This window comes from Actinomadura sp. NPDC047616 (assembly GCF_040642915.1).
In the GTDB taxonomy this organism is placed as follows: Bacteria; Actinomycetota; Actinomycetes; order Streptosporangiales; family Streptosporangiaceae; genus Spirillospora; species Spirillospora miaoliensis.
Genome location: NZ_JBEYTB010000010.1, coordinates 72216 through 90663 on the forward strand (window position 1 = coordinate 72216; position 18448 = coordinate 90663).

Sequence of the window (18448 nt, forward strand, 5' to 3'; positions counted from 1 at the left end):
TCCCGTCACTGCGCGCCGGGGGCGGCCGGGGCGTGGTGCAGCGCCGCCATGTGCGCGGGCGTGGCTCCGCAGCAGCCGCCGACGATGTCGACGCCGGACTCCTCCCGCCAGCGCGCGACGCGTTCGGCGAACCGCTCGGGGGTGACGGCGGCGGGCAGGACGCGGTCGACGTGCCGCCCGCGCGGGATCCCGCCGCGGTCCTCCAGGTTGGGCGCGACCCCGACGGGCCCGTCGCAGGCGTCGCGCAGCACCCGCAGCGCCGTCTCGGTGTCGTCCAGGGACGCGCAGTTGACCAGCGTGGCGGCGGCGCCGTCGCGTTCGACGGCGCGGGCGGCGTCGGCCAGCGGCTCACCCGACAGCAACCGCGCCCCGTCCGCGCACACGAAGCTCACCCACGGCCGGCCGCCCGCCGCCCGCACCTGCTCCAGCGCGATACGCGCCTCGCGGGCGCGGTTCATGGTCTCCACGAGCACCAGGTCCACGCCCGCCCCCACCAGCTCCGCGGCCAGCCGGCGGTGTTCGGCGCGCAGCTCCTCGTCGGGCGGGACGAGGTCGGGCCGGTAGCAGTCCTCGACGGGCGCCATCGCCCCCGCGATCAGCACGTCCTCGGCCTTGGCGGCCGAGCGCGCCGCCCGTGCGACGCCGACCGCGGCGTGCACCATCCATCCGAGCCCGGCCGAGTCCAGCCCCAGCCGGCGCAGGGCGCGCGGGTTGCACCGGAACGTGTTGGCGGTGATCACCTGCGCGCCCGCCGCGATGTGGCGTGCGTGCACCTCGCGCAGCAGGCGGCGGTGGCCCTCGCCGTTGAGCGCCAGCGTGCTCCACCAGGGCGCGCGGACGGGCAGGCCCGCGCGCTGCAGCTCGGTGGCGGTCGCGCCGTCGAGCCGCACCGGCTCGCCCGTCGTCGGCCGGACGGTCATGGCATCCCTCCGTGTCGCAGTGCGGTGAGCAGGTCGTCCAGCAGGTCCGCGGGGTCCTCGATGCCCGCCGACACGCGGATCAGGTCGTCGGTGACGCCCAGCCGCAGCCGGACGTCGCGCGGGACGGCGGCATGGGTCATCGTGGCGGGACGCTCGACGAGCGAGCGGACCCCGCCGAGGCTGACCGCCACCGAGAACAGCCGCAGACGGCCCAGCGCCCGGTCCGTGTCGCCCAGGTACCGGAAGCTGAACACCGAGCCCGGCGCCGACATCTGCCGCGTCGCGGTCTCGTAGCGGGGATGCTCGCGCAGCCCCGGATAGTGCAGCGCGCCGACGTGCTCGCAGTCGCGCAGCGCCGCCACCAGGGCCCGCGCGTTCTGCACCTGCCTGGCGGTGCGCAGCGACAGCGTCTTCAGGCCGCGGTGCACCAGGAAGCAGTCGAGCGCGCCCGGGACACCGCCGATCGTCGCGCGATGGGAGCGGAAGGCGCGGTCCAGTTCCGCGTCGTCGTGGACGAGGGCGCCGCCGAGGACGTCGTAGTGTCCGGCGATGGACTTGGTGGTGCTGTAGAGCGACACGTCCGCGCCGAACCGCAGCGGCTGCTGCAGGGCGGGACCGGCGAAGGTGTTGTCGACGACGACGCGCACGCCGCGTTCGCGGGCCAGCCCGCACACCTCCTCCAGGTCGACCACCTTCAGCAGCGGGTTGGTCGGCGTCTCGATCCACATCAGGCCCACGTCGTCGCCGAGCGCGGCCGCCACGGCGGACCGGTCGGTCAGGTCGACGTGCTCGACACCGATGCCGTACCGGGCGGCCGTCTGGAACAGGGCGTGCGTGCCGCCGTAGACGTCATCGCACGCGACGAGCCGCTGCCCCGGACGCAGCAGTGCCAGCACGGCGGCCCCGGCCGCCTGCCCCGAGGCGAACACGGTCGAGAAACGGGCGTCCTCCAGCGAGGCCAGGCACTGTTCCAGGCCTTCGGCGGTGGGGTTCTCGCCGCGCGCGTAGAAGTAGCGCGGCGGGTCCTGGACGCGGCGTTCGAAGGTGGTGGCGACGTGCACCGCCGGGACGACGTCGCCCGTCCCGGCGTCGGCCTCCTGACCCACGTGCACCAGCCGGGTGTCGAAGCGCATGTTCGGTCCGCCGGTCATGTCACAGGAACCGTGCCGTCGGGCGCTCACGGGGTCCACGTCCCGGGTCGTACGGTGCGCAGCGCGCCGGCCACCAGGTCCACCTCGTCCTCGCTGTTGTAGACGGCGAACGACATCCGCACCGTGCCGAGCAGGCCGAGATCGTCGAGGAGGTCGGCGGCGCAGTGCACGCCGCCGCGCACCGCCACGCCGTGCGCGTCCAGATGCCCGCCCACGTCGTAGGGGTGGACGCCGTCCACGACGAAGGAGACGATGCCGCTGGGGTCGGCGCCCGGATCGCCCACGACCCGTACCCGGTCGATCTCGCCCAGCGCCGCCACGGCGTAGCGCACGAGCGCCCGGTCGTGCCGCCTGACGGCGTCCCACCCCAGCCCGTGCAGGTAGCGCAGGGCCGCCGCCAGCCCCACGGCGCCCTCGATGTTGGGCGTGCCCGCTTCGAACCGGCCCGGGACGGGGAGGTACCGCACCGGGCCGGTGCGGGTCGCTCCCTTCACCATGCCGCCGCCGACCTGGTAGGGGGCCGTGTCGGCGAGCAGGTCACGCCTGCCGTACAGCACGCCGACGCCCATCGGCCCGTACACCTTGTGGCCGGAGAAGCAGTAGAAGTCGGCGTCCAGTTCCCGCACGTCCACCGGACGGTGCGGGACGGCCTGCGCGCCGTCCACCACGATGGGGACGCCGTTGCGGTGCGCGACGCCGGCCAGCGCGCGCACCGGGTTGACGGTGCCGAGGACGTTGGACACGTGCGCCACCGCCGCCAGGCGGACCCGGGGACCGAACGCGGCGGAGAAGTCCTCCCGCGACACCCTGCCGTGCGCACCGGCCGGGACGACCACGAGTTCGGCGCCCGCCTCCTCGCACAGCCGCCGCCAGGGCAGCAGGTTGGAGTTGTGCTCCATCCCGGTGACGACCACCTGGTCGCCCCTGCCCACGACGCGCCGTCCGAACGTGCCCGCCACCAGGTTCACCGCGTCGGTGGTGCCGCGGCAGAACACGATCTCGTCGGCGTGCGCGGCGCCGATGGCGCGGCGCACCGCCTCGCGGGCCCGGTCGTAGCGGTCGGCGGCGGCCCGGCTGAGCGCGTAGTGGCCGCGGCCGACGTTGCCGTTGACCGTGGAGTAGTAGCCGACGATCGCGTCCAGGACCGCGCGCGGCTTGTGCGTCGTGGCCGCGTTGTCCAGGTACACCAGGGGATGGCCGTCGAACCTGGCGGACAGGATGGGAAAGTCGGCTCGTACCGCTTCGGGCAGGCGTGCCGGGTGCGCGTCGCCGGGCGGGGCCGGCGGCGGGGGGTCGACCTCCGCGGTGGCCCGCGACGGATCGTCCATCACGACTCCTCTCTTGTGGCGCCGAGGTCGAACATGCGGGGGAACGCCTCGACGAACTCCTCGGCGAACCGGAAGACCTTCTGCTGGGGGTAGGGGCGGTGGTGCGGCGGGACGTATCCGGGCTCGCCGCGCCGGGGCAGCCGCCCGTCGCGCAGGCGCAGGTGCGGGCCGTAGAAGAACCAGGCGACCTGCCCGACCTGCTCGGTGAACAGCACCGGGTGCACGTCCGGCGGGTAGAGGGCCATCTGGCAGAACGCGGCCCGGAACTCGCCCGCCGGTCCGAACCCGTGCCCGAACATCAGGTGCCCGAAGACGTCGTGGACGGCTCGGAACAGGTCGTTGTGGCACAGCTCGACGCCGTCGGCCCGGACCCCGGAGGGTTCGCGCATCGGATGCCGTCCATCCGTGGCGCGGGACGGGCCGTGCCCGGCGCGGGTCGGGTACACCCACAGCACGCCGCTGCTCCGCACGCGTCTGCGCAGGTCGCGGGAGTCGCGGTAGGGCTGGCCGGGCGACGTCCACGGCCGGACCGTGATGCCCGCCTCGGTGGTGATCGACCGATACAGCTCGGCCGTCCGGCGCTTGAGTTCGCGGTACTGTGCGCGCAGTCCGGCGTCGTCCTGCAGGGCGGGCGCGGCATGGTGGTGATCGGCCATCCGGCGGCACAGCTCCTCGTCCAGGGACAGCCGGGCCTCTCCCCGCCGCGAGATCTCCTGACCTGGTGCGTCGCGGCGTTTCAGCCGGTGGTCGACGTGACGCTGCGCCACCCGCACCAGGGCGGGGCCGGCACTCCGCTCGTCGATCACACCGGACCTCTCGAACACTCGAAGGTCGGACGAAGACTTTAAGAGTATATAGCAATCGCTCCGGCGGGTCGGTGCCCGCCGGAGCGATCGGCGCCCGGCCGCACGGCCGGGCGCGGAGCGTCTCAGCCGCGCTCGCGTCCCGGATAGTCGTTGCCGGCGTACCAGTCGCCGCGGCCCCGCGGGAACATGTCGAGGATGTTCCACACGGGGTTGAGCAGGTCGATGCCGCGCTCGGTGTCGTCCAGGAAGTTGGCGGGCAGCGAGTAGAAGTGCCGCACCCCGTCGCCCTCCCTGAGCAGCACGCTGGCCATGGGCCGCTGCGCCCCGCCGGGCCGCTCGGCGTTCATGTCGGCGTTGAAACCGGTGCCGTGGCTGGACACGATGCGCAGGCCGTCCCACCCGCGCCGCCGCGCCCACTCCCGCAGCTTGGGCAGCGGCGCCTTGCCGATGACGGCGAACGCGGCGTGCCGGCGGATGTGGTGGGACACCCCGTGGAACCCGTCCACCCACATCGAGCACATGGGGCACGCGGCGTCCTCGTCGGGGTGGAACATCAGGTGGTAGACGAACAGCGTGTCGTGCTCGCCGAACAGCTCGGCGAGCCGGGTGGCCCGGACCGGCTCGTCCCTGCCGAGGTCGCGCGGCCCCTCGCTGAAGGTGTAGTCGTCGAGCAGGGCGCCCCGCGGCATCCGCCGCCGCGCCGCGGCGACCTCCTCGATCTGGTCGCGCAGCCTGCGCTCGGCCCTGCCCAGCTCGATCCGCGCGTCGATGTACTCCTTGCTGGCACCGACGGGCCACATCGGCGGGATGTCCGTCCTCTGCTCCATGCACCGGCCTCCTTCAGCGGCGTCGTACCGGCGGTGTCGGAGCTCTCGACTATAGGGAACGCCAGCGTCCGGCGACGTGGGATCGCCGTACGCAGGAACTTTCCCGATCATCACTTCACCTTCATCTACCTCCCATAACGCCACTCATGGCGCATTGCCTCCAGACCACCGGCGAACGGCGACGGGCGGGACCCGGCCTGCCGGATCCCGCCCGATCGCGACGGGGACGCTCCGCGACGGGGGCGGTCGCCCCGTCCCGGCTAGTTCGCGTCCTTGTAGAAGGACTCGGTGTAGCGGCGGTACTCGTCGCGGGACAGGTACCCGTCGCCGTCGGTGTCCCAGCTCTGGAAGGCGTCCACGGCCTCCTTCGGGCCGAGGCCGTGGGTCTTCTGGGACGCCAGCCACTCCTGGATGGAGATCTGGCCGTCGTTGTCGGTGTCGGCCAGGTCGAACGCGGCCATCGCCAGCGGGATGGCGATCTCGTCGACGAACCCGGGCTGGGCGTGCGCGGCGGTGAACTCCTCCTTGCTGACCTTCTTGTCGCCGTCGACGTCGTGTCCCTCGATCGACGACCACAGCCTGTTGCCGAGGTCGACCAGCCGCCGCCAGCCGTCGCTGCCGGGCGTCACGCCGAACTCGTGGGTCCAGCTCGCGATCAGGGCGTCGATGTCGCTCTGAACGATCTCGCCGTCGTTGTCGGTGTCGTAGTAGCCGAAGACCTCTTCGTACTTCTCCCGCTGCACCTCGGTCGCCATGTGTACCCCTTTCCGAAGCCGGATGCGGATGCGGACTTCTCGGCGAGCCGCCTGTCTCCCTTGGGCGGATCTCCCGCAGAGACTGACTCGGTGATTCCGTAGCGATTTCTAGTTCCGGTAGGTGCCGTTCAGGACGTCGTCGAGACGGACGGACTTGACCCGGCGGGCCTCGAAGTCGCAGTACCACAGCTGGTAGCCGTCCCAGGTCAGGCCGGTGGGACGGCCCTCGACGCGGACCGCGCCGCGCGGCCTGCCCGTGGCGGCGTCGACGGCGCGCACCGTCGCGGCCTCGAACTCCGAGTACAGCACGATGCCCGCCACGTGAGTCAGCCCGGACGGGGCGCCCTCCACCGGGTGCTCCCGCCGCACCGTCATGGTCGCGAAGTCGCGCAACTGGACGACGGCGGGGGCGCGCAGGCACATCCAGACCCCCTCCGGGCCGGCCTCCACGCCGCACAGCCGGCCGCCGGGCGGCGCCACCTGCCGTTCCTCGACGATCTCGCCGGTTTCCGGGTGGACGAGCAGCAGCCGCTTGGGACGTCCGCCGACCTGGCAGAGCAGCCCGTCGTGCCAGGTGAGGTCGGCGCGCACGCGCGGGCAGTCCAGGGTCCGCACCACCGCGCCGCACGCGGGTTCGATCGCGAAGATCTTCCCGGCGTCCTGGTCGGAGTGCCACAGGAGCCCTTCGGCGAAGGTCAGCCCGCACATGTAGGCGGCGGGCGCGAGCAGGGAACGCACCACCGGGACGGGCCTGACGGCCGGTGCCGTCGCCATCGCGGATCCTCCTTTCCCGGAGCGGTGACCCGGCGCCCCGGTCAGCGGGGCGGGTCGAGCCAGAGGTTGGACAGGTCGAACCAGCGGTCGATGGTCGGCATCGCGATCGCGTTGCGCACCCGGTCGCCGCACAGGTGCGGGATGGTGGGGGCGTGCACGAGGATCGGCACGATCGCCGCGTCCTCCATCACCCGGCGGTCGACCTCGTGCCAGGCGGCGCGGGCACGGTCGGGGTCGACCGCGCCGAGCGCCTCCTCGATCAGCCGGTCCACCTCGGGGTCGCTGTAGCAGCCGTAGTTGCCGGTGCCGCGCGAGCAGTTGGTCTGGAACATCGGCTGCAGGAACGCGCGGCCGTTGTTGCCGAACCAGTCCGGTGTCCACGACGGGGCGGTCAGGTCCCACAGCCCGGCCCGCGCGTTGTCAGGGTCCTGGAGGAACCGGTAGTAGTCGGCGTGGCCCATCGGCACCAGCCGCACCGCGATCCCGGCCTTCTCCAGGTCGGCGGCGTACGAGCGGGCCACCTCGGGGTTGGCGTCCACGTCGCGGTGGACGGCGACGAGTTCCAGCCCGTCGGGGTGGCCGGCCTCGGCGAGCAGCGCACGCGCCCGGTCGGGGTCGCCGCGGTCGTCCGGCGTCGGGTACAGGTCGTAGTCCTCGTAGCCGTCATTGCCGGGCGGGATCGCGGTGCGCGCGGGGCGCATCACCGTGCCGGCGGCCAGGTCGTGGTAGATCCGCTGGATCGCCGCCTTGTCGATCGCGTAGGCGATGGCCCGCCGCACCGCGGCCTTGCCGAGCGCGCCGCCGCAGTTCGGGCTGACCACGTTGAACACCAGGTACGGGTTGAGCGCGTAGCCCAGGTCGTTGCCGGTGTCGGTGGGGTCGATCTCGTACGGCTCGGTGACCGGGGACGCCCACGACAGGTCCGCCGCCCCCGACCTGATCCTGGCGCCGACCTCCTCCGGGGTGGCCTTCTCCATGGTCACCTCGATGGACTGGACGTACTGGTTGCGCACCGGGTCGGTCTCCTTGCGCCACACCGGGTTGCGTTCCATCCGCAGCCGCCTGCCGTGGACGTAGTCGACGAACCGGTACGGTCCGTTCGACCGCACGTCGCGGCGGAACTCGTCGCTGTCGGGCACGTGGGCGTCGTATTCGACGGGCGCGGGCGAGGCGAACGTGAGCGCGAGGATGTTGAGGAAGTCGGCGGCGGGACGCAGCAGCTCGAACACCAGCGTGTCGTCGTCCACGGCGAACATCCCGGGGATGTCGTGGGAGTTCTGGAAGCCCGCCAGGTCGGCGGCGGTGGCGTCCTTTCCGGGCACCGCGGCCGCGTACTCCTCGCAGAACTCCCGCATGCCCCGGATGGTGCTGGTGAAGTAGCGGATGCCGCCCGCGCCGATCACCGGGTTGCACATGCGCTTGAAGCCGCGGACGAAGTCGTGCGCGGTCACCTCGCGAGGCGGGGTGGTGTCCCACATGACGCCGCGGCGCAGCGTGACCGTGTAGACCTTGTGGTTGGCGCTCAGGCCGCCGTTGTGGGTGGAGGGGATGTCGACGGCGATGTCGGGGACGGGGGCGACGGCGCGCCAGTCGCGCAGGTCCTTGACCGGCGCGTAGGTGAACAGCTGGCGGGCGAACAACCGGATGATCTGACCGCCCAGCATGTAGTACGCGCACGCGGGGTCGACGTGGTCCATGCTGCCGGGGCCGTAGAGCCGGAGCACTCCCCCGTAGGTCGGCTGGCCGCTGCTCATGGGTGGGGCACCTTTCCGTGGCGTGGGGTCGTGTCCGTGGCGGTGGGTTCACGTCCGTGGCGTGGGGGCATGTCCGTGGCGGCCCGGGTCACGCCATCTCGTCCGCCAGCCGGCCCATGACGTCGACGGCGTGGTCGATCTCCTCGCGGGTGTTGAACAGGTGGGTGCACACGCGGGCCGCGTAGTGCATGTGCGGGGAGCCGGGCACGTCGAACTCGATCCAGCGGATCCAGATCCGGTGCTCGCGCTCCAGCCGGTCCACGAAGGTGTTGATCTTCTTGGGGTTCCACGCGTCGTGCGGCGCGCGGAACGGCCGGAAGCTGATGAGCGGCGAGCGCAGCCGGGGGTCTGCGGGCGAGTACAGCGCCCGCTCGCCGAACCGTTCGGCGAGGCGGTCGCGGGCGTGGTCGCCCAGCTCCATGATCCGCCGCTCGATGCGGCCGCGGCCGATGGCGTTCCACATCTGACAGGCCCTGGTCAGCGCGGCGGCGCGGGCGACGCCGGCGCTTCCGGCGCTCTGCAGGTAGTCGCCCATGTTGCAGGTCTCGACGCGGGTGGTGGTGCGCGGCGGCATGGGGCCGAGCATCGGGTACCAGGTGGAGATGACGGGCCAGAACGGCGGCAGCGGCAGCGGGTTGTGCTCGGGGATCACCTTGTTGCGCACGTACAGCAGGCCGGTGCCGAGCGGCCCGCACTGGAACTTCGAACCGGACCCGGTCATGAAGTCCACGCCGAGGGCGCGCAGGTCGGCGTCCAGCATGCCGGGCAGCAGCGCCCCGTCCACCACGGTGACGATCCCGTGCCGCTGCGCCAGGTCGCACAGCGCGCGGACGGGCATCCGGGTGCCGGTGAACAGGGTGACGGCGGCGAAGAACATCACCCGGGTGCGCGGGGTGACGGCGGCGGCGAACAGCTCGACGATGTCCTCGGCGCGCACGTCCGGCCCGGACGGGAGGGTGATGGTCCGGACGGTCAGCCCGGTGCGGTTGTGCACCAGGTTGAGGTTGGACGGCACCGAGTAGCACTCGTGCGTCGTGGTGAGCGCCTCGTCGCCCTCGCCGAGGTCCAGGCCCGCGATGACGCGCGCCATGCCCTCGGTCGAGTTGTGGCAGATGACCATCTCGTCCTGGTCGACGCCGAAGTCCCCGGCGATGGCGGCGCGGTACTCGGGATACAGGGTCGGCGGGTAGACGTCGCGCAGGCTGCCCGTCCATTCCCGGGTGACGCGTTCGTGGACGTCGAGCACCTCGTGCGGCATGGCGCCGACGGTTCCGGTGTTGAGGTGGACCGTGCCGGGGCGGAGGGTGAAAAGCGACCGGATGTGGTCCCAGGACGCGGTGCCCAGATGCCTGTCGGGGCAGTGGGCGCGGCGGTCGCCGTCATGGCCGGGGAGAGGGGAAAGCGTGCCGGTGCGGTCGGCGGAGACGCTCTGACCCACGGGACCTCCCACAGTGAAATCACTATATGTAATTAAAGTAACTCACCGGGTGGGCGGGAGCAAGGGCTCGCGGAGCAGCCGGCCGAAGCGCTCCGTGACGCCCGCGCCCGGCTTCCCCTCGGGGCCGTCCGCACGGGCCCCGTCGGCACGGTCCCCCGCGAGCCAGGCGGAGACCAGGCGGGCGCCCTCGATGTAGGTCGTGACGTACGCGCGCCACAGCGGGTCGAGCAGGAACCGCACCATGTGCCGTGCCCGCCCGTCCTCGATCAGCAGCCAGCGCCGCAGGTACGCGACCGCCTCGTCGGCGTCGGCGCCCCGGTCGTGCAGCAGGATCGCCGCGTCCTGCCGGGCCGGGAACAGCCGCCTCATCTGCGCCATCACGGGCTGCATCCGCTCCCTGTCCACGCGCAGGCCCAGCTCGCCGAGGATCTCGGCGGTCCACGGTCCCCACGCCCGCCCCAGGACGGCGTCCAGGCCCGTTTCGGCCAAGCCCTCGGCGAGCAGGCCCTGCGGGGTGTTCACCAGGGACAGCACGTGCTCGCCCTGCCCCTGCCCGTCGACCAGCACCGCCTCCTTCACGCAGTGCTCGGTGTGGTGCCCGGGATGGCCCGGTCACCGGGCGCCGAACAGGCCGCGGTTGAGCACCGGCCGGGCCGTCTCCTGGAAGTCGATGCCGGGGTCGAGGTCGCGGATCGTGCCCTCGATGACCAGCAGCGACAGCAGCGGGAAGATCAGCTCGGGCGCGGCGTGCACGCCGTGGGCGCGCTGCAGGGCGAACATCTCGGTGGCGAACGCGACCAGGCTGAACTCCCGGGCGGGCAGGCCGTGGCTGCGTTCCACCAGGTCGGCCATGCGGTCCAGGAAGCCGTCCAGGTCGGCGCCGGGGCGCGTTCCGGCCGCGCTCTCGACCACGATCTCGGCGCAGCGGCTGCCCCGGCCCACCGACATGTTGAGGAAGAACTCGGCGAACAGGCGGCGCAGGCGCTCGCTCAGCCGCACGCTGAACCCCGCGTCCAGCACCACGACCTGCCCGTCGCGGGTGAAGTACAGGTTGCCGGGGTGCAGGTCGCAGTGCACGAAGCCGTCGACGAACAGCATCTGGTAGATCGCGGTCAGCGCGGAGGCGGCGAGCCTGCGGCGCGTCGCGGGCGGGCACGCGGCGGCGGTGCGCACGTCCAGTTCGGGGATGAACTCCATGACGACGCAGCGCGGCCGCGACGCGTGGGCGTAGACCTTCGGGACCCGCACGCGCGGCACGACCGCCAGGTTGTCGCGCAGGCGGGCCAGGCCGTCGGCCTCGCGGGCCAGGTCGAGCTGGCCGTGCACGGCCGCGCACATGTCCTCGACGACCGCGGCGACCGGCACGCCCCGCAGCATCGGCAGCCGGGCGACCAGGCGGGACGCCGCGCGCACCAGCGCCAGGTCCCGGGCCATCACGCGGTCGACGTCCGGCCGCCGCACCTTGATCGCGACCTGCTCGCCGGTCGCCAGGACCCCGCGGTGCACGCAGGCGACGCTGCCGCCGGCGACCGGCCGCTCGTCGATCTCGGCGAACACGCCGTCCGGGCCGGTCAGGGCCGGGTCCGCCGCGTACGCCTCGGCGAGTGCCCGCCGCGTCTGCGCGGGGCCCGGCGGCGGCACCGCGTCCTGCAGCACCGACAGCTCGTCGCACAACGCGGCCGGAAGCACGTCCCGCCGTGTGCCCAGCACCTGCCCCGCCTTCACGAACGCCGGGCCCAGCGCCGTCAGCAGCGCGGTCAGGCGCCGGTAGACGTACCGCCGTCCCGACGAGCGGCCGCACAGCGACGCGTGCGCCAGCCCGGCGAGCACGCCCGGCACCAGGACGACGACGGCGGTGGCCACGACCCGCACCGCCCGGCAGGCCAACGTGAACCTTCCCGGCGTCGCGTGCGGCGCGAGGCCCGTCACGGCGCCCGCTCCGCCCGCGCGATGCCCGGGACCTCGATGGCGCGCAGCTGGAACGTCGCGTGATCGCAGTACCAGATCAGGCTGCCGTCCCAGGCGATCCCGGTCGGGTTGCCCGGGACCGAGACCGACGCCACGTCCCGGCCGCGGTCCAGGTCGAGGAGGTTGATCGTGCCCGCGCGGTGGTCGGCGTAGGCGAGATAGCCGTCCGACACCGTGACGCCCGCGACGGCGTGGCGCACGGGGAAGCTGTCCACCAGCCGCAGGTCGTCCACGCCGCGCAGGTCGATGCGGCGCAGGTCCCCGTACCCCAGCCACAGCCCGTGCCGCGTCGCCTCCAGCCCGCACAGCACGGCTCCCGGACGGGGGTTGGGCAGCTCGCCGACCACCTCGCCGGAGTGCGGGTCGAGGACGCGCAGCACCCCGTGCGGCCCGGCGACCTGCACGAGGTAGCCGCCCAGCGTGGTCAGGTCGGTGCGGACGTCCCGGCAGGGCAGGCGCCGCGCCACCTCGCCGCTCGCCGGGTCCACCGCCATGATGAGGTTCTGGACGGCCTCCGAGCACCACAGGAACGTCCCGTTCCAGGTCAGCCCGCACAGCTTGAGGCCGCGTACCGGGATGTCGCGCACCGTACCGGCCGCGTACGGCATCACGGCCTCCCCACGGCGCCGGGCGAGGCCGTGTCCCCCGGTTGCGCGCCGCACTCCCCCGGTCCGCGCGAGGCGGCGGGCCGGACCGCCCGGTCGAGCCCGCACTCCAGCCGCCAGTCGGTGGCCACCCGCACGCCCTCGGGACGGCGCACCCGCACGCGCAGGACGTCGCCCGCGGCGACCGGCGTGTGCCGCAGCGGCCAGATCCACACCGCCCAGTTGCACCCCGGGTAGGACGGGAAGTTCGACAACCGCACGTCCTCCGCGAGGGTGGCGGTGAAGAACCCGGCGACGGCGTGCAGCGTGCCGGGCCGGGTGACGACCAGGTCGCGGACGCGGCGCACGACCGCCGCGGACCGGTCCCCGATCCGGTTGTCGGCGATCGGCACCGGCTCGCTGAGCAGCGTCGGGCGGCGCTGGAAGAAGTGCAGCTGCGCGCCGGGCGGCGCGCACTCCTGGACGACGTCGAGCCGGTGCCCGAAGAAGTCCCCGCCCCACACCCCCCACCCCTCGCCGTCGAACTCGACGGCGGCCAGGTGGGTGACCAGCCGCTGCGGGACGACCCGGCCGCCGGGGGCGAGGTTGCCGCGCGCGAAGGCGTCGAGGACCTCCATCATCTGCTCCTCGGGGCCGAGGTTGCCCATCATCTCGGCGACGACCACGTCGGCCCGCTTCGGCAGCCGCACGGTCCGGGCGTCGGCGCGCACGACGGTCAGCCGGCCGCCGAGGTCGTTGTGCTCGGCGATCCGCGCGGCGACCGCGGCCGTGGCGGGGTCGGCCTCCACCGCGAAGACGCGCCCGGCGCCGTGCCGCAGCGCCAGCAGGGACAGCACGAGCGTGCCCGCCCCCACGTCGGCCACCACGTCGCCCGGCCGGACCGCGCGTGCGAGCGCCCGGTCGTAGGCCTCCAGCCGAGGCCGGTCGGCGAGCATCGCCTGGTGCATCAGCACGAGTCGCTGGTCCATTCGGCACTCCCTCTCGGGCCTCTCCCGGACGTCTCGGGGCCGTCCGGGAGAGGCCGGCCGGCCGCGGCCGGCGGACGGGGCGGACACGTGCGCGGTGTGCGCGCGACCTCAGACGTTGACCGCTGCGGTCTCCCCGACGTGCGCGTCGCGCATCGCCAGGCGGACGCCGGCGAGCCTGGCCCGGACCGTCCCGTCATCGGTGACCAGCGCCGTGTCCGCGCCGGTCATGGCCAGCTCGCTGCCGGTCGCCTCCAGGTCGCGCAGCCTGCCCGCCACGTGCACCGGCCCGGCCGCGCACAGGTTGCCGCGCGGCGTGACGATCTCGAACTCGGCGTCGATGTGCAGCTCGGCCGGGAAGCTCACCCGGCTCAGGCCGTCCTCGGTGCCCTCGCCGAGCGTCCCCCCGGAGGGCCGCGGCCAGCTGGCGCGCAGCATCACCCGGCCGCCGAGGGCGGCGCTGTGCCCGACCATCGCCACCCGCGCCAGCTGCGCGAGCACGCCCTGCCCGTCGTGCTTGTCGGGCCCGAACAGCAGGATCTCGGTCCCGGCCGCCCTGCGGTGGTCGCCGGCCAGCTCGATGGTCTCGGTCCGGCCGTCGATCTCGACGTCGATCGCGCCCTCCAGCGACACCTGCATGATCAGCGAGGGGTCGACCAGCATGGACATGCACGGCCCCGCGCTGGCGGCGAAGAACACCGTCGGCGTCAGCCCCACGGGCTCGTTCTGGTCGTCGGCGGGGTACCACGCCTCGGGCAGCGTGGTGCCGCGCACCACGTTGGGCGCCTGGACGACGTCGAACGGGCCGTCGCCGCGCGGGCTGCCCAGGTACGGGCCGGTGAGCGGCTTCTTGTACGGCGGGATGCCGTCGACGACGCCGTAGATGTCGATGACGTTGCGGTGGGCCAGCCGCAGGGTGCTGGTCTCCAGGATGCCGAAGCGGCGGATGTAGAACTCGGCGGGGAAGTTCTTCCCCGGCACGATCTGCCGCACGTGCCCGGTGTTGGGCAGGAACGGGTTCGACAGGACCTGGATGCGGTCGTCGAGCTCGTAGCTGAAGCCCTTGATGCCGACCTCGGGGGCGCTGATCAGTTCGAGGTCCAGCTCGGCGTGGCCGCGCTCGTCGACGCGGTGCTCGAAGCCGGGCATCGGCCACTTGTTGAGCTGGACGAAGCCGGACAGGTTGATGGTCTCCCGGCGGCCGGCGTAGTAGTCGTCGCCGAAGACGACCGTCGCGGCGGCCAGGATGTGCGGACGGATCGGCTTGGGTTCGAGGTCGAGGGATTCGTACGTCTCGCGGAACATGCTCAAGCCAGACACCTCCAGCGTCTGTCGAGGCGATCCTTACCGGGCCCCGGCTGCGGACCCCGGTGACGGACCCAGGCGCTATCACTATATTTTTCTATAGTTTTCTGTCAAGACATCGTCTGCGGGCGGCACCTCCGGGGAGGCCGGCGCCGGCCCGCTCGCGGACGCCCCGCCGACCGGCCCGCACGCCACCGCGGATGCGCGTCTCCACTGGTCATGCCCCTCCTCCACCTGCGACTGCCCGACCGAGGTCACGACCAGCGCGTCGACCATGGGATGACGCTCCAGGGACACGAGTGACTCCTCTCATTGACGCGGACATTCACTTTAGTATTCGCTAGTGACACCGTCCTCGAGGAGCTGATGCGGATGTTGGAGAGGTTCACCGGCCGCGCGCGGCGGGTCGTCGTTCCGGCCCGGAGGAGCGATCCGGCCCGGAGGGCGGACGGTCCCGGGAGGCCCCGGCGCGGCGGGGTGCTCATCATGGTCGGTGCCGGGGACGTCGACCATCTCGACCCGGCCCTGGCGTACCACACCGTCACCCGCGGGATCGTCCGCGCCTACACCCGGCAGCTCGTCGGGTACCCGGCCGGACGGGACCGCGAGGCGGCGGGAAGGATCGTCGCGGATCTCGCCACCGAGGTGCCGAGCGCCGCCAACGGACGGGTCACCGCGCGCGGCACCCGCTACACCTTCACGCTCAGGGACGGGGTGTGCTGGAACACCCCGTCCGGGGCCCGGCCGGTGACCGCGCAGGACGTCGTGCGCGGGATCAAACGGCTCGCCCACCCGTTGGCGCCGAGCCCCGGCCTGCCGTACTTCCTGAGCACGATCGACGGCATGGCCGAGTTCCGCGACGCGCTGGCCGGGGCTCCCCGCACGCCCGAGGCCATCGCCGAACGCATGGAGCACACCGACGTTCGCGGGATGCGCGCGGTCGGCATGACCGAGGTCGTCTTCACCATCAGGCACCCGGCGACCGACTTCCTGAACATGCTGGCGTTGCCGTTCGCCACTCCGGCGCCGGCCGAATACCTGCCGCATGTGCCGGGCAGTCCGGAGCTGAACGACACTCTCATGTCGAACGGCCCGTACGAGGTGACCCGCCACGTCCGCGGGCGGCGGATCACGCTCGGACGCAATCCCGCCTGGGCGCCGGAGACCGACGGCCTTCGCGCCGCCCATGTCGACGGGGTGGACATCCGCCAGGGCGTCTCCGAGGAGGACGCCTACGAGCTGGTCGCGTCGGGCGCCGCCGACATGCTCTGGGACGTCCAGCCGCTCACCGCGAGACTGCCGGAGCTGCTGCGCACCGGCGATCCCCGGCTGGAGGTCTGTCCGGCCGGCCTGCTCAGCCCCTACCTGGTCATCAGCGTCGTCAGCCCGAACGAGGGGAACGCGACCGGCGACCGGAAGGTCCGGCAGGCGTTGCAGTACGCCGTGGACAAGGCGGCGGTGTCACTGGTGTGGGGCGGTCCCCGGCTGAACGACATCGCCGACCAGATACTCCCGCCGCTGTGCACGGCGCACCGTGAGTTCCGCCCCTACCGCACCGAGGGGGGACGCGGCGATCCCGAACGGGCCGGGCGGCTGCTCGCCGAGGCCGGATATCCGGAGGGACTCACGCTGAGGCTGGTGTTCCGCGACGCGGACATCCACCCCGAGACCGCGGAAACGGTCAAGGTAGCCCTCGCACGCGCGGGCATCCGGGTGAAAACGGTACCGGCGTCGATCAACGAGTTCTTCGACGACTATCTGTCGTCCTCCTCGGCCGCGCGGGAAGGCGCGTGGGACATCGCGCTGACCGGCTGGGAACCCGACTGGTACGGCAACAACGCCCGGACGTATCTGCAGCCGCTGTTCGGCAGCCGCGGCGTCGCCGACAACGGCGACTGGGGTTCCAATTTCGGGCGCTACCGCAACGAGAAGGTCGACGACCTGCTCGACGCCGCGCTCACCTCGGAAAGCCAGAAAAGGGCCGCCGAGTTCTTTCGCCGGCTGGAGGAGGAGGTGATGCGGGACGCGGCGGTGGTGCCGATCCTGTTCGCCCACCAGTACTGGTTCCATTCGACCCGGGTGCACAACTGGCTGCCCTACCCGGTGCTGAACGGCGATCTCACCAATCTGTGGCTGGGGGACGCGCCGTCCGGCGCGTGAGGCGGCGAGCGGCACGAGGGCGCACGCGCGTGGCCGATGCGCCCTCGTCCGCCGTTCTCACATCTTGATGTCCACGGGGTGGGCGTCGGCCACGATGGTGAGCCGGAGGTCGTGTTCGAGCAGCGCCTTCAGCGCGCACAGGACCATGGTGAAGCCGCCCATGGAGTCGATGGCCGCGGCGACCGCACTGTCCCCGTCCCCGGCGAAGCCGTCATTGGTGATCTGGACGTAGGTGGTGCCGTCGTCCTGCGGGAAGAACTTCCACTCGATGGTGGTGGGCGACTCCTCGATCCCCCAGTCGGCGAGGATACGGGCGTCCTTGTCGACCTCGCGCACCTTGACGTGGGTGGAGACGCCGTACATCTCCCATTCCCATTTCACCTGCGCTCCGGGGGTCAGCCTGCCGCTGCTCCTGGTGAACCAGAATCTCGTGGTGATCGCCGGATCGACGAACGCCTCGAACACCTCGCCGACCGGCCGGCGAATGAGCATTCCGGTCTTCACGACCGGCGGATTCGTCATCCGGAGTCCGTCCACCGACATTCCCGCACGCCCCTTTCCGATGGCCGACTGCGCGGTCAGGATAACATCGGCGACGGCAGCCGAGGCCGACCCCGATGGTAATATCGCGGGCAGCAGACCATCGATATTCCCGGCATTCTTCCGAAATGACTATTTCGCTGCCGGACGTGCCGGTCGCATGGCGGCCATGACCGTCTGCTCCAGGCCCTCGCGAAGCCGCACACTCGGCCGCCACCCCGTCCGGCCCCGGAAGGCCGACGCGTCGACGACCACGCTCGCCAGGTCGGCGGGGCCCGCGTGCGGGGGCGGCGGCACCCGGCGCACGGGCACCGGCCGTCCACCCCGGCACGCGGCGGCGATCTCGGCGACGCATCCGAACACCCGCTCCAGCGGCACGCCCTCGCCGGTGCCGAGCAGCCAGTGCCGTCCGGCGAGCGGGCCGACGTGGTCGAGCGCGGCCAGGAACGCGGCCGCCGCGTCCCGGACGTGCAGCAGGTCCCGCCGCACGGTGCCGTCGCCCCACAGGGTCAGCGGCTCGTCCGCGAGCGCCCGCCGGATCATGACGGCGAGCGCGCCGCCGCCCAGGGCACCGGTCGCGGGGCTGTGCCCGTACAGGGTCGGCAGGCGCAGGGAGACGCCCCGGACGGCGCCCTCGGCGGTGGCGTCGAGCAGCATGCGCTCGGCGGCGTGCTTGTGCCGGCCGAAGGGGTCGCTCGGGGCGTCGGGCTCGGAGCCGTCGAGCACCGTCCGCGGCGGCACGCCCACCTGGTGGATCGCCCCGGCGAACAGCACCGCCGGAGGCGGCCCCGGACGCCGGCGCCCGCGCATCGCGTCGAGCAGCGACGCCATCACCCCCACGTTCACCCGCTCCGCGTCCGCCTCCCCGCCGCGCCCCGGGCCGTACACACCGCCGGCGACCAGGTGGATCACCGCGTCGGCGCCCTCCACGGCGTCGGCGAGTCGCGCGCTCTGGGTCAGGTCGGCGCGGCGCACCTCGACGTCGGCCAGGCAGCCCGTGGGCACCGCGCTCGGCCGGCGCGCCACCGCACGCAGCCGCACGGGACGGTCGGCGAGCGCCGCCGTCACCACGGACCCGACGAACCCCGAGGCGCCCAGCACCACGACGAGCGGCCGCGCCCACCGGCCGGTGTCGCTGGAGGCCATGTCACC

17 protein-coding genes are annotated in these 18448 nt (G+C 72.9%); 1 reads left to right on the forward strand and 16 read right to left on the reverse strand.

Features of this window, described 5'->3' with window-relative positions; translation table 11 throughout:
- Positions 1-5: 5 nt before the first annotated feature.
- From ABZ801_RS23805 to ABZ801_RS23870, 14 genes are all read right to left on the reverse strand, one after another.
- On the reverse strand, positions 6-920 hold the full coding sequence (locus ABZ801_RS23805; RefSeq protein WP_360701375.1) for a homocysteine S-methyltransferase family protein: 915 nt from the start codon (positions 918-920) through the stop codon (positions 6-8).
- Positions 917-2071 (reverse strand): PLP-dependent aspartate aminotransferase family protein, encoded by a 1155-nt coding sequence (locus ABZ801_RS23810; RefSeq protein ID WP_344946839.1) that lies wholly within the window; start codon positions 2069-2071, stop codon positions 917-919. Before ABZ801_RS23810 ends, ABZ801_RS23805 begins: the two co-directional genes overlap by 4 nt.
- A gap of 26 nt (positions 2072-2097) precedes the next feature.
- A complete protein-coding gene (locus ABZ801_RS23815) occupies positions 2098-3399 on the reverse strand; it encodes a cysteine desulfurase (protein ID WP_360701378.1) in 1302 nt (433 codons plus the stop codon).
- A complete protein-coding gene (locus ABZ801_RS23820; protein WP_360701381.1) occupies positions 3399-4205 on the reverse strand; it encodes a crotonobetainyl-CoA--carnitine CoA-transferase in 807 nt (268 codons plus the stop codon). Before ABZ801_RS23820 ends, ABZ801_RS23815 begins: the two co-directional genes overlap by 1 nt.
- Positions 4206-4327: 122 nt before the next feature.
- Positions 4328-5032 carry a DUF899 family protein gene (locus ABZ801_RS23825; protein ID WP_360701384.1) on the reverse strand — a complete coding sequence of 235 codons (705 nt, stop codon included), beginning with the start codon at positions 5030-5032 and terminating at the stop codon, positions 4328-4330.
- 260 nt (positions 5033-5292) lie between these two features.
- Complete coding sequence (locus tag ABZ801_RS23830; RefSeq protein ID WP_360701387.1) at positions 5293-5787, reverse strand: EF-hand domain-containing protein; 495 nt, start codon at positions 5785-5787, stop codon at positions 5293-5295.
- A 108-nt stretch (positions 5788-5895) separates the two neighbouring features.
- Positions 5896-6561 carry a hypothetical protein gene (locus ABZ801_RS23835; protein ID WP_360701390.1) on the reverse strand — a complete coding sequence of 222 codons (666 nt, stop codon included), beginning with the start codon at positions 6559-6561 and terminating at the stop codon, positions 5896-5898.
- 41 nt (positions 6562-6602) lie between these two features.
- The gene (locus ABZ801_RS23840) at positions 6603-8315 is read right to left on the reverse strand and encodes an ABC transporter substrate-binding protein (RefSeq protein WP_360701393.1); all 1713 of its coding nucleotides are present in this window, start codon (positions 8313-8315) and stop codon (positions 6603-6605) included.
- 88 nt (positions 8316-8403) lie between these two features.
- A complete protein-coding gene (locus tag ABZ801_RS23845) occupies positions 8404-9753 on the reverse strand; it encodes an aminotransferase class V-fold PLP-dependent enzyme (RefSeq protein ID WP_360701395.1) in 1350 nt (449 codons plus the stop codon).
- 42 nt (positions 9754-9795) lie between these two features.
- Positions 9796-10332: a hypothetical protein gene (locus tag ABZ801_RS23850; RefSeq protein WP_360701398.1), complete on the reverse strand. Its 537-nt coding sequence runs from the start codon at positions 10330-10332 to the stop codon at positions 9796-9798.
- A 33-nt stretch (positions 10333-10365) separates the two neighbouring features.
- The gene (locus ABZ801_RS23855; RefSeq protein WP_360701401.1) at positions 10366-11682 is read right to left on the reverse strand and encodes an AarF/UbiB family protein; all 1317 of its coding nucleotides are present in this window, start codon (positions 11680-11682) and stop codon (positions 10366-10368) included.
- On the reverse strand, positions 11679-12329 hold the full coding sequence (locus ABZ801_RS23860) for a hypothetical protein (protein ID WP_360701404.1): 651 nt from the start codon (positions 12327-12329) through the stop codon (positions 11679-11681). Before ABZ801_RS23860 ends, ABZ801_RS23855 begins: the two co-directional genes overlap by 4 nt.
- A complete protein-coding gene (locus ABZ801_RS23865; protein ID WP_360701407.1) occupies positions 12329-13294 on the reverse strand; it encodes a 50S ribosomal protein L11 methyltransferase in 966 nt (321 codons plus the stop codon). The genes ABZ801_RS23860 and ABZ801_RS23865 overlap by 1 nt, the downstream gene beginning before the upstream one ends.
- A gap of 108 nt (positions 13295-13402) precedes the next feature.
- Positions 13403-14596: a DUF6004 family protein gene (locus tag ABZ801_RS23870; protein WP_360701901.1), complete on the reverse strand. Its 1194-nt coding sequence runs from the start codon at positions 14594-14596 to the stop codon at positions 13403-13405.
- A 486-nt stretch (positions 14597-15082) separates the two neighbouring features.
- Here ABZ801_RS23870 and ABZ801_RS23875 point away from each other — a divergent pair, with 486 nt between their 5' ends.
- Positions 15083-16756: an ABC transporter substrate-binding protein gene (locus ABZ801_RS23875; protein ID WP_360701410.1), complete on the forward strand. Its 1674-nt coding sequence runs from the start codon at positions 15083-15085 to the stop codon at positions 16754-16756.
- 57 nt (positions 16757-16813) lie between these two features.
- Here ABZ801_RS23875 and ABZ801_RS23880 read toward each other — a convergent pair whose 3' ends face one another.
- On the reverse strand, positions 16814-17278 hold the full coding sequence (locus ABZ801_RS23880; RefSeq protein ID WP_360701413.1) for an SRPBCC family protein: 465 nt from the start codon (positions 17276-17278) through the stop codon (positions 16814-16816).
- Positions 17279-17428: 150 nt separating this feature from the next.
- Positions 17429-18442, reverse strand: coding sequence for an NAD-dependent epimerase/dehydratase family protein (locus tag ABZ801_RS23885; RefSeq protein WP_360701416.1), 1014 nt, complete (start codon positions 18440-18442; stop codon positions 17429-17431).
- Positions 18443-18448 lie beyond the last annotated feature (6 nt).

What these genes read in the sequence shown, in the direction of transcription:
- ABZ801_RS23805 (WP_360701375.1), bottom strand. Translation starts at nt 920, where the DNA reads ATGACCGTCCGGCCGACGACGGGCGAGCCGGTGCGGCTCGACGGCGCG.
- ABZ801_RS23810 (WP_344946839.1), bottom strand. Translation starts at nt 2,071, where the DNA reads ATGACCGGCGGACCGAACATGCGCTTCGACACCCGGCTGGTGCACGTG.
- ABZ801_RS23815 (WP_360701378.1), bottom strand. Translation starts at nt 3,399, where the DNA reads ATGGACGATCCGTCGCGGGCCACCGCGGAGGTCGACCCCCCGCCGCCG.
- ABZ801_RS23825 (WP_360701384.1), bottom strand. Translation starts at nt 5,032, where the DNA reads ATGGAGCAGAGGACGGACATCCCGCCGATGTGGCCCGTCGGTGCCAGC.
- ABZ801_RS23830 (WP_360701387.1), bottom strand. Translation starts at nt 5,787, where the DNA reads ATGGCGACCGAGGTGCAGCGGGAGAAGTACGAAGAGGTCTTCGGCTAC.
- ABZ801_RS23835 (WP_360701390.1), bottom strand. Translation starts at nt 6,561, where the DNA reads ATGGCGACGGCACCGGCCGTCAGGCCCGTCCCGGTGGTGCGTTCCCTG.
- ABZ801_RS23840 (WP_360701393.1), bottom strand. Translation starts at nt 8,315, where the DNA reads ATGAGCAGCGGCCAGCCGACCTACGGGGGAGTGCTCCGGCTCTACGGC.
- ABZ801_RS23860 (WP_360701404.1), bottom strand. Translation starts at nt 12,329, where the DNA reads ATGCCGTACGCGGCCGGTACGGTGCGCGACATCCCGGTACGCGGCCTC.
- ABZ801_RS23865 (WP_360701407.1), bottom strand. Translation starts at nt 13,294, where the DNA reads ATGGACCAGCGACTCGTGCTGATGCACCAGGCGATGCTCGCCGACCGG.
- ABZ801_RS23870 (WP_360701901.1), bottom strand. Translation starts at nt 14,596, where the DNA reads ATGTTCCGCGAGACGTACGAATCCCTCGACCTCGAACCCAAGCCGATC.
- ABZ801_RS23875 (WP_360701410.1), top strand. Translation starts at nt 15,083, where the DNA reads ATGGTCGGTGCCGGGGACGTCGACCATCTCGACCCGGCCCTGGCGTAC.
- ABZ801_RS23880 (WP_360701413.1), bottom strand. Translation starts at nt 17,278, where the DNA reads ATGACGAATCCGCCGGTCGTGAAGACCGGAATGCTCATTCGCCGGCCG.
- ABZ801_RS23885 (WP_360701416.1), bottom strand. Translation starts at nt 18,442, where the DNA reads ATGGCCTCCAGCGACACCGGCCGGTGGGCGCGGCCGCTCGTCGTGGTG.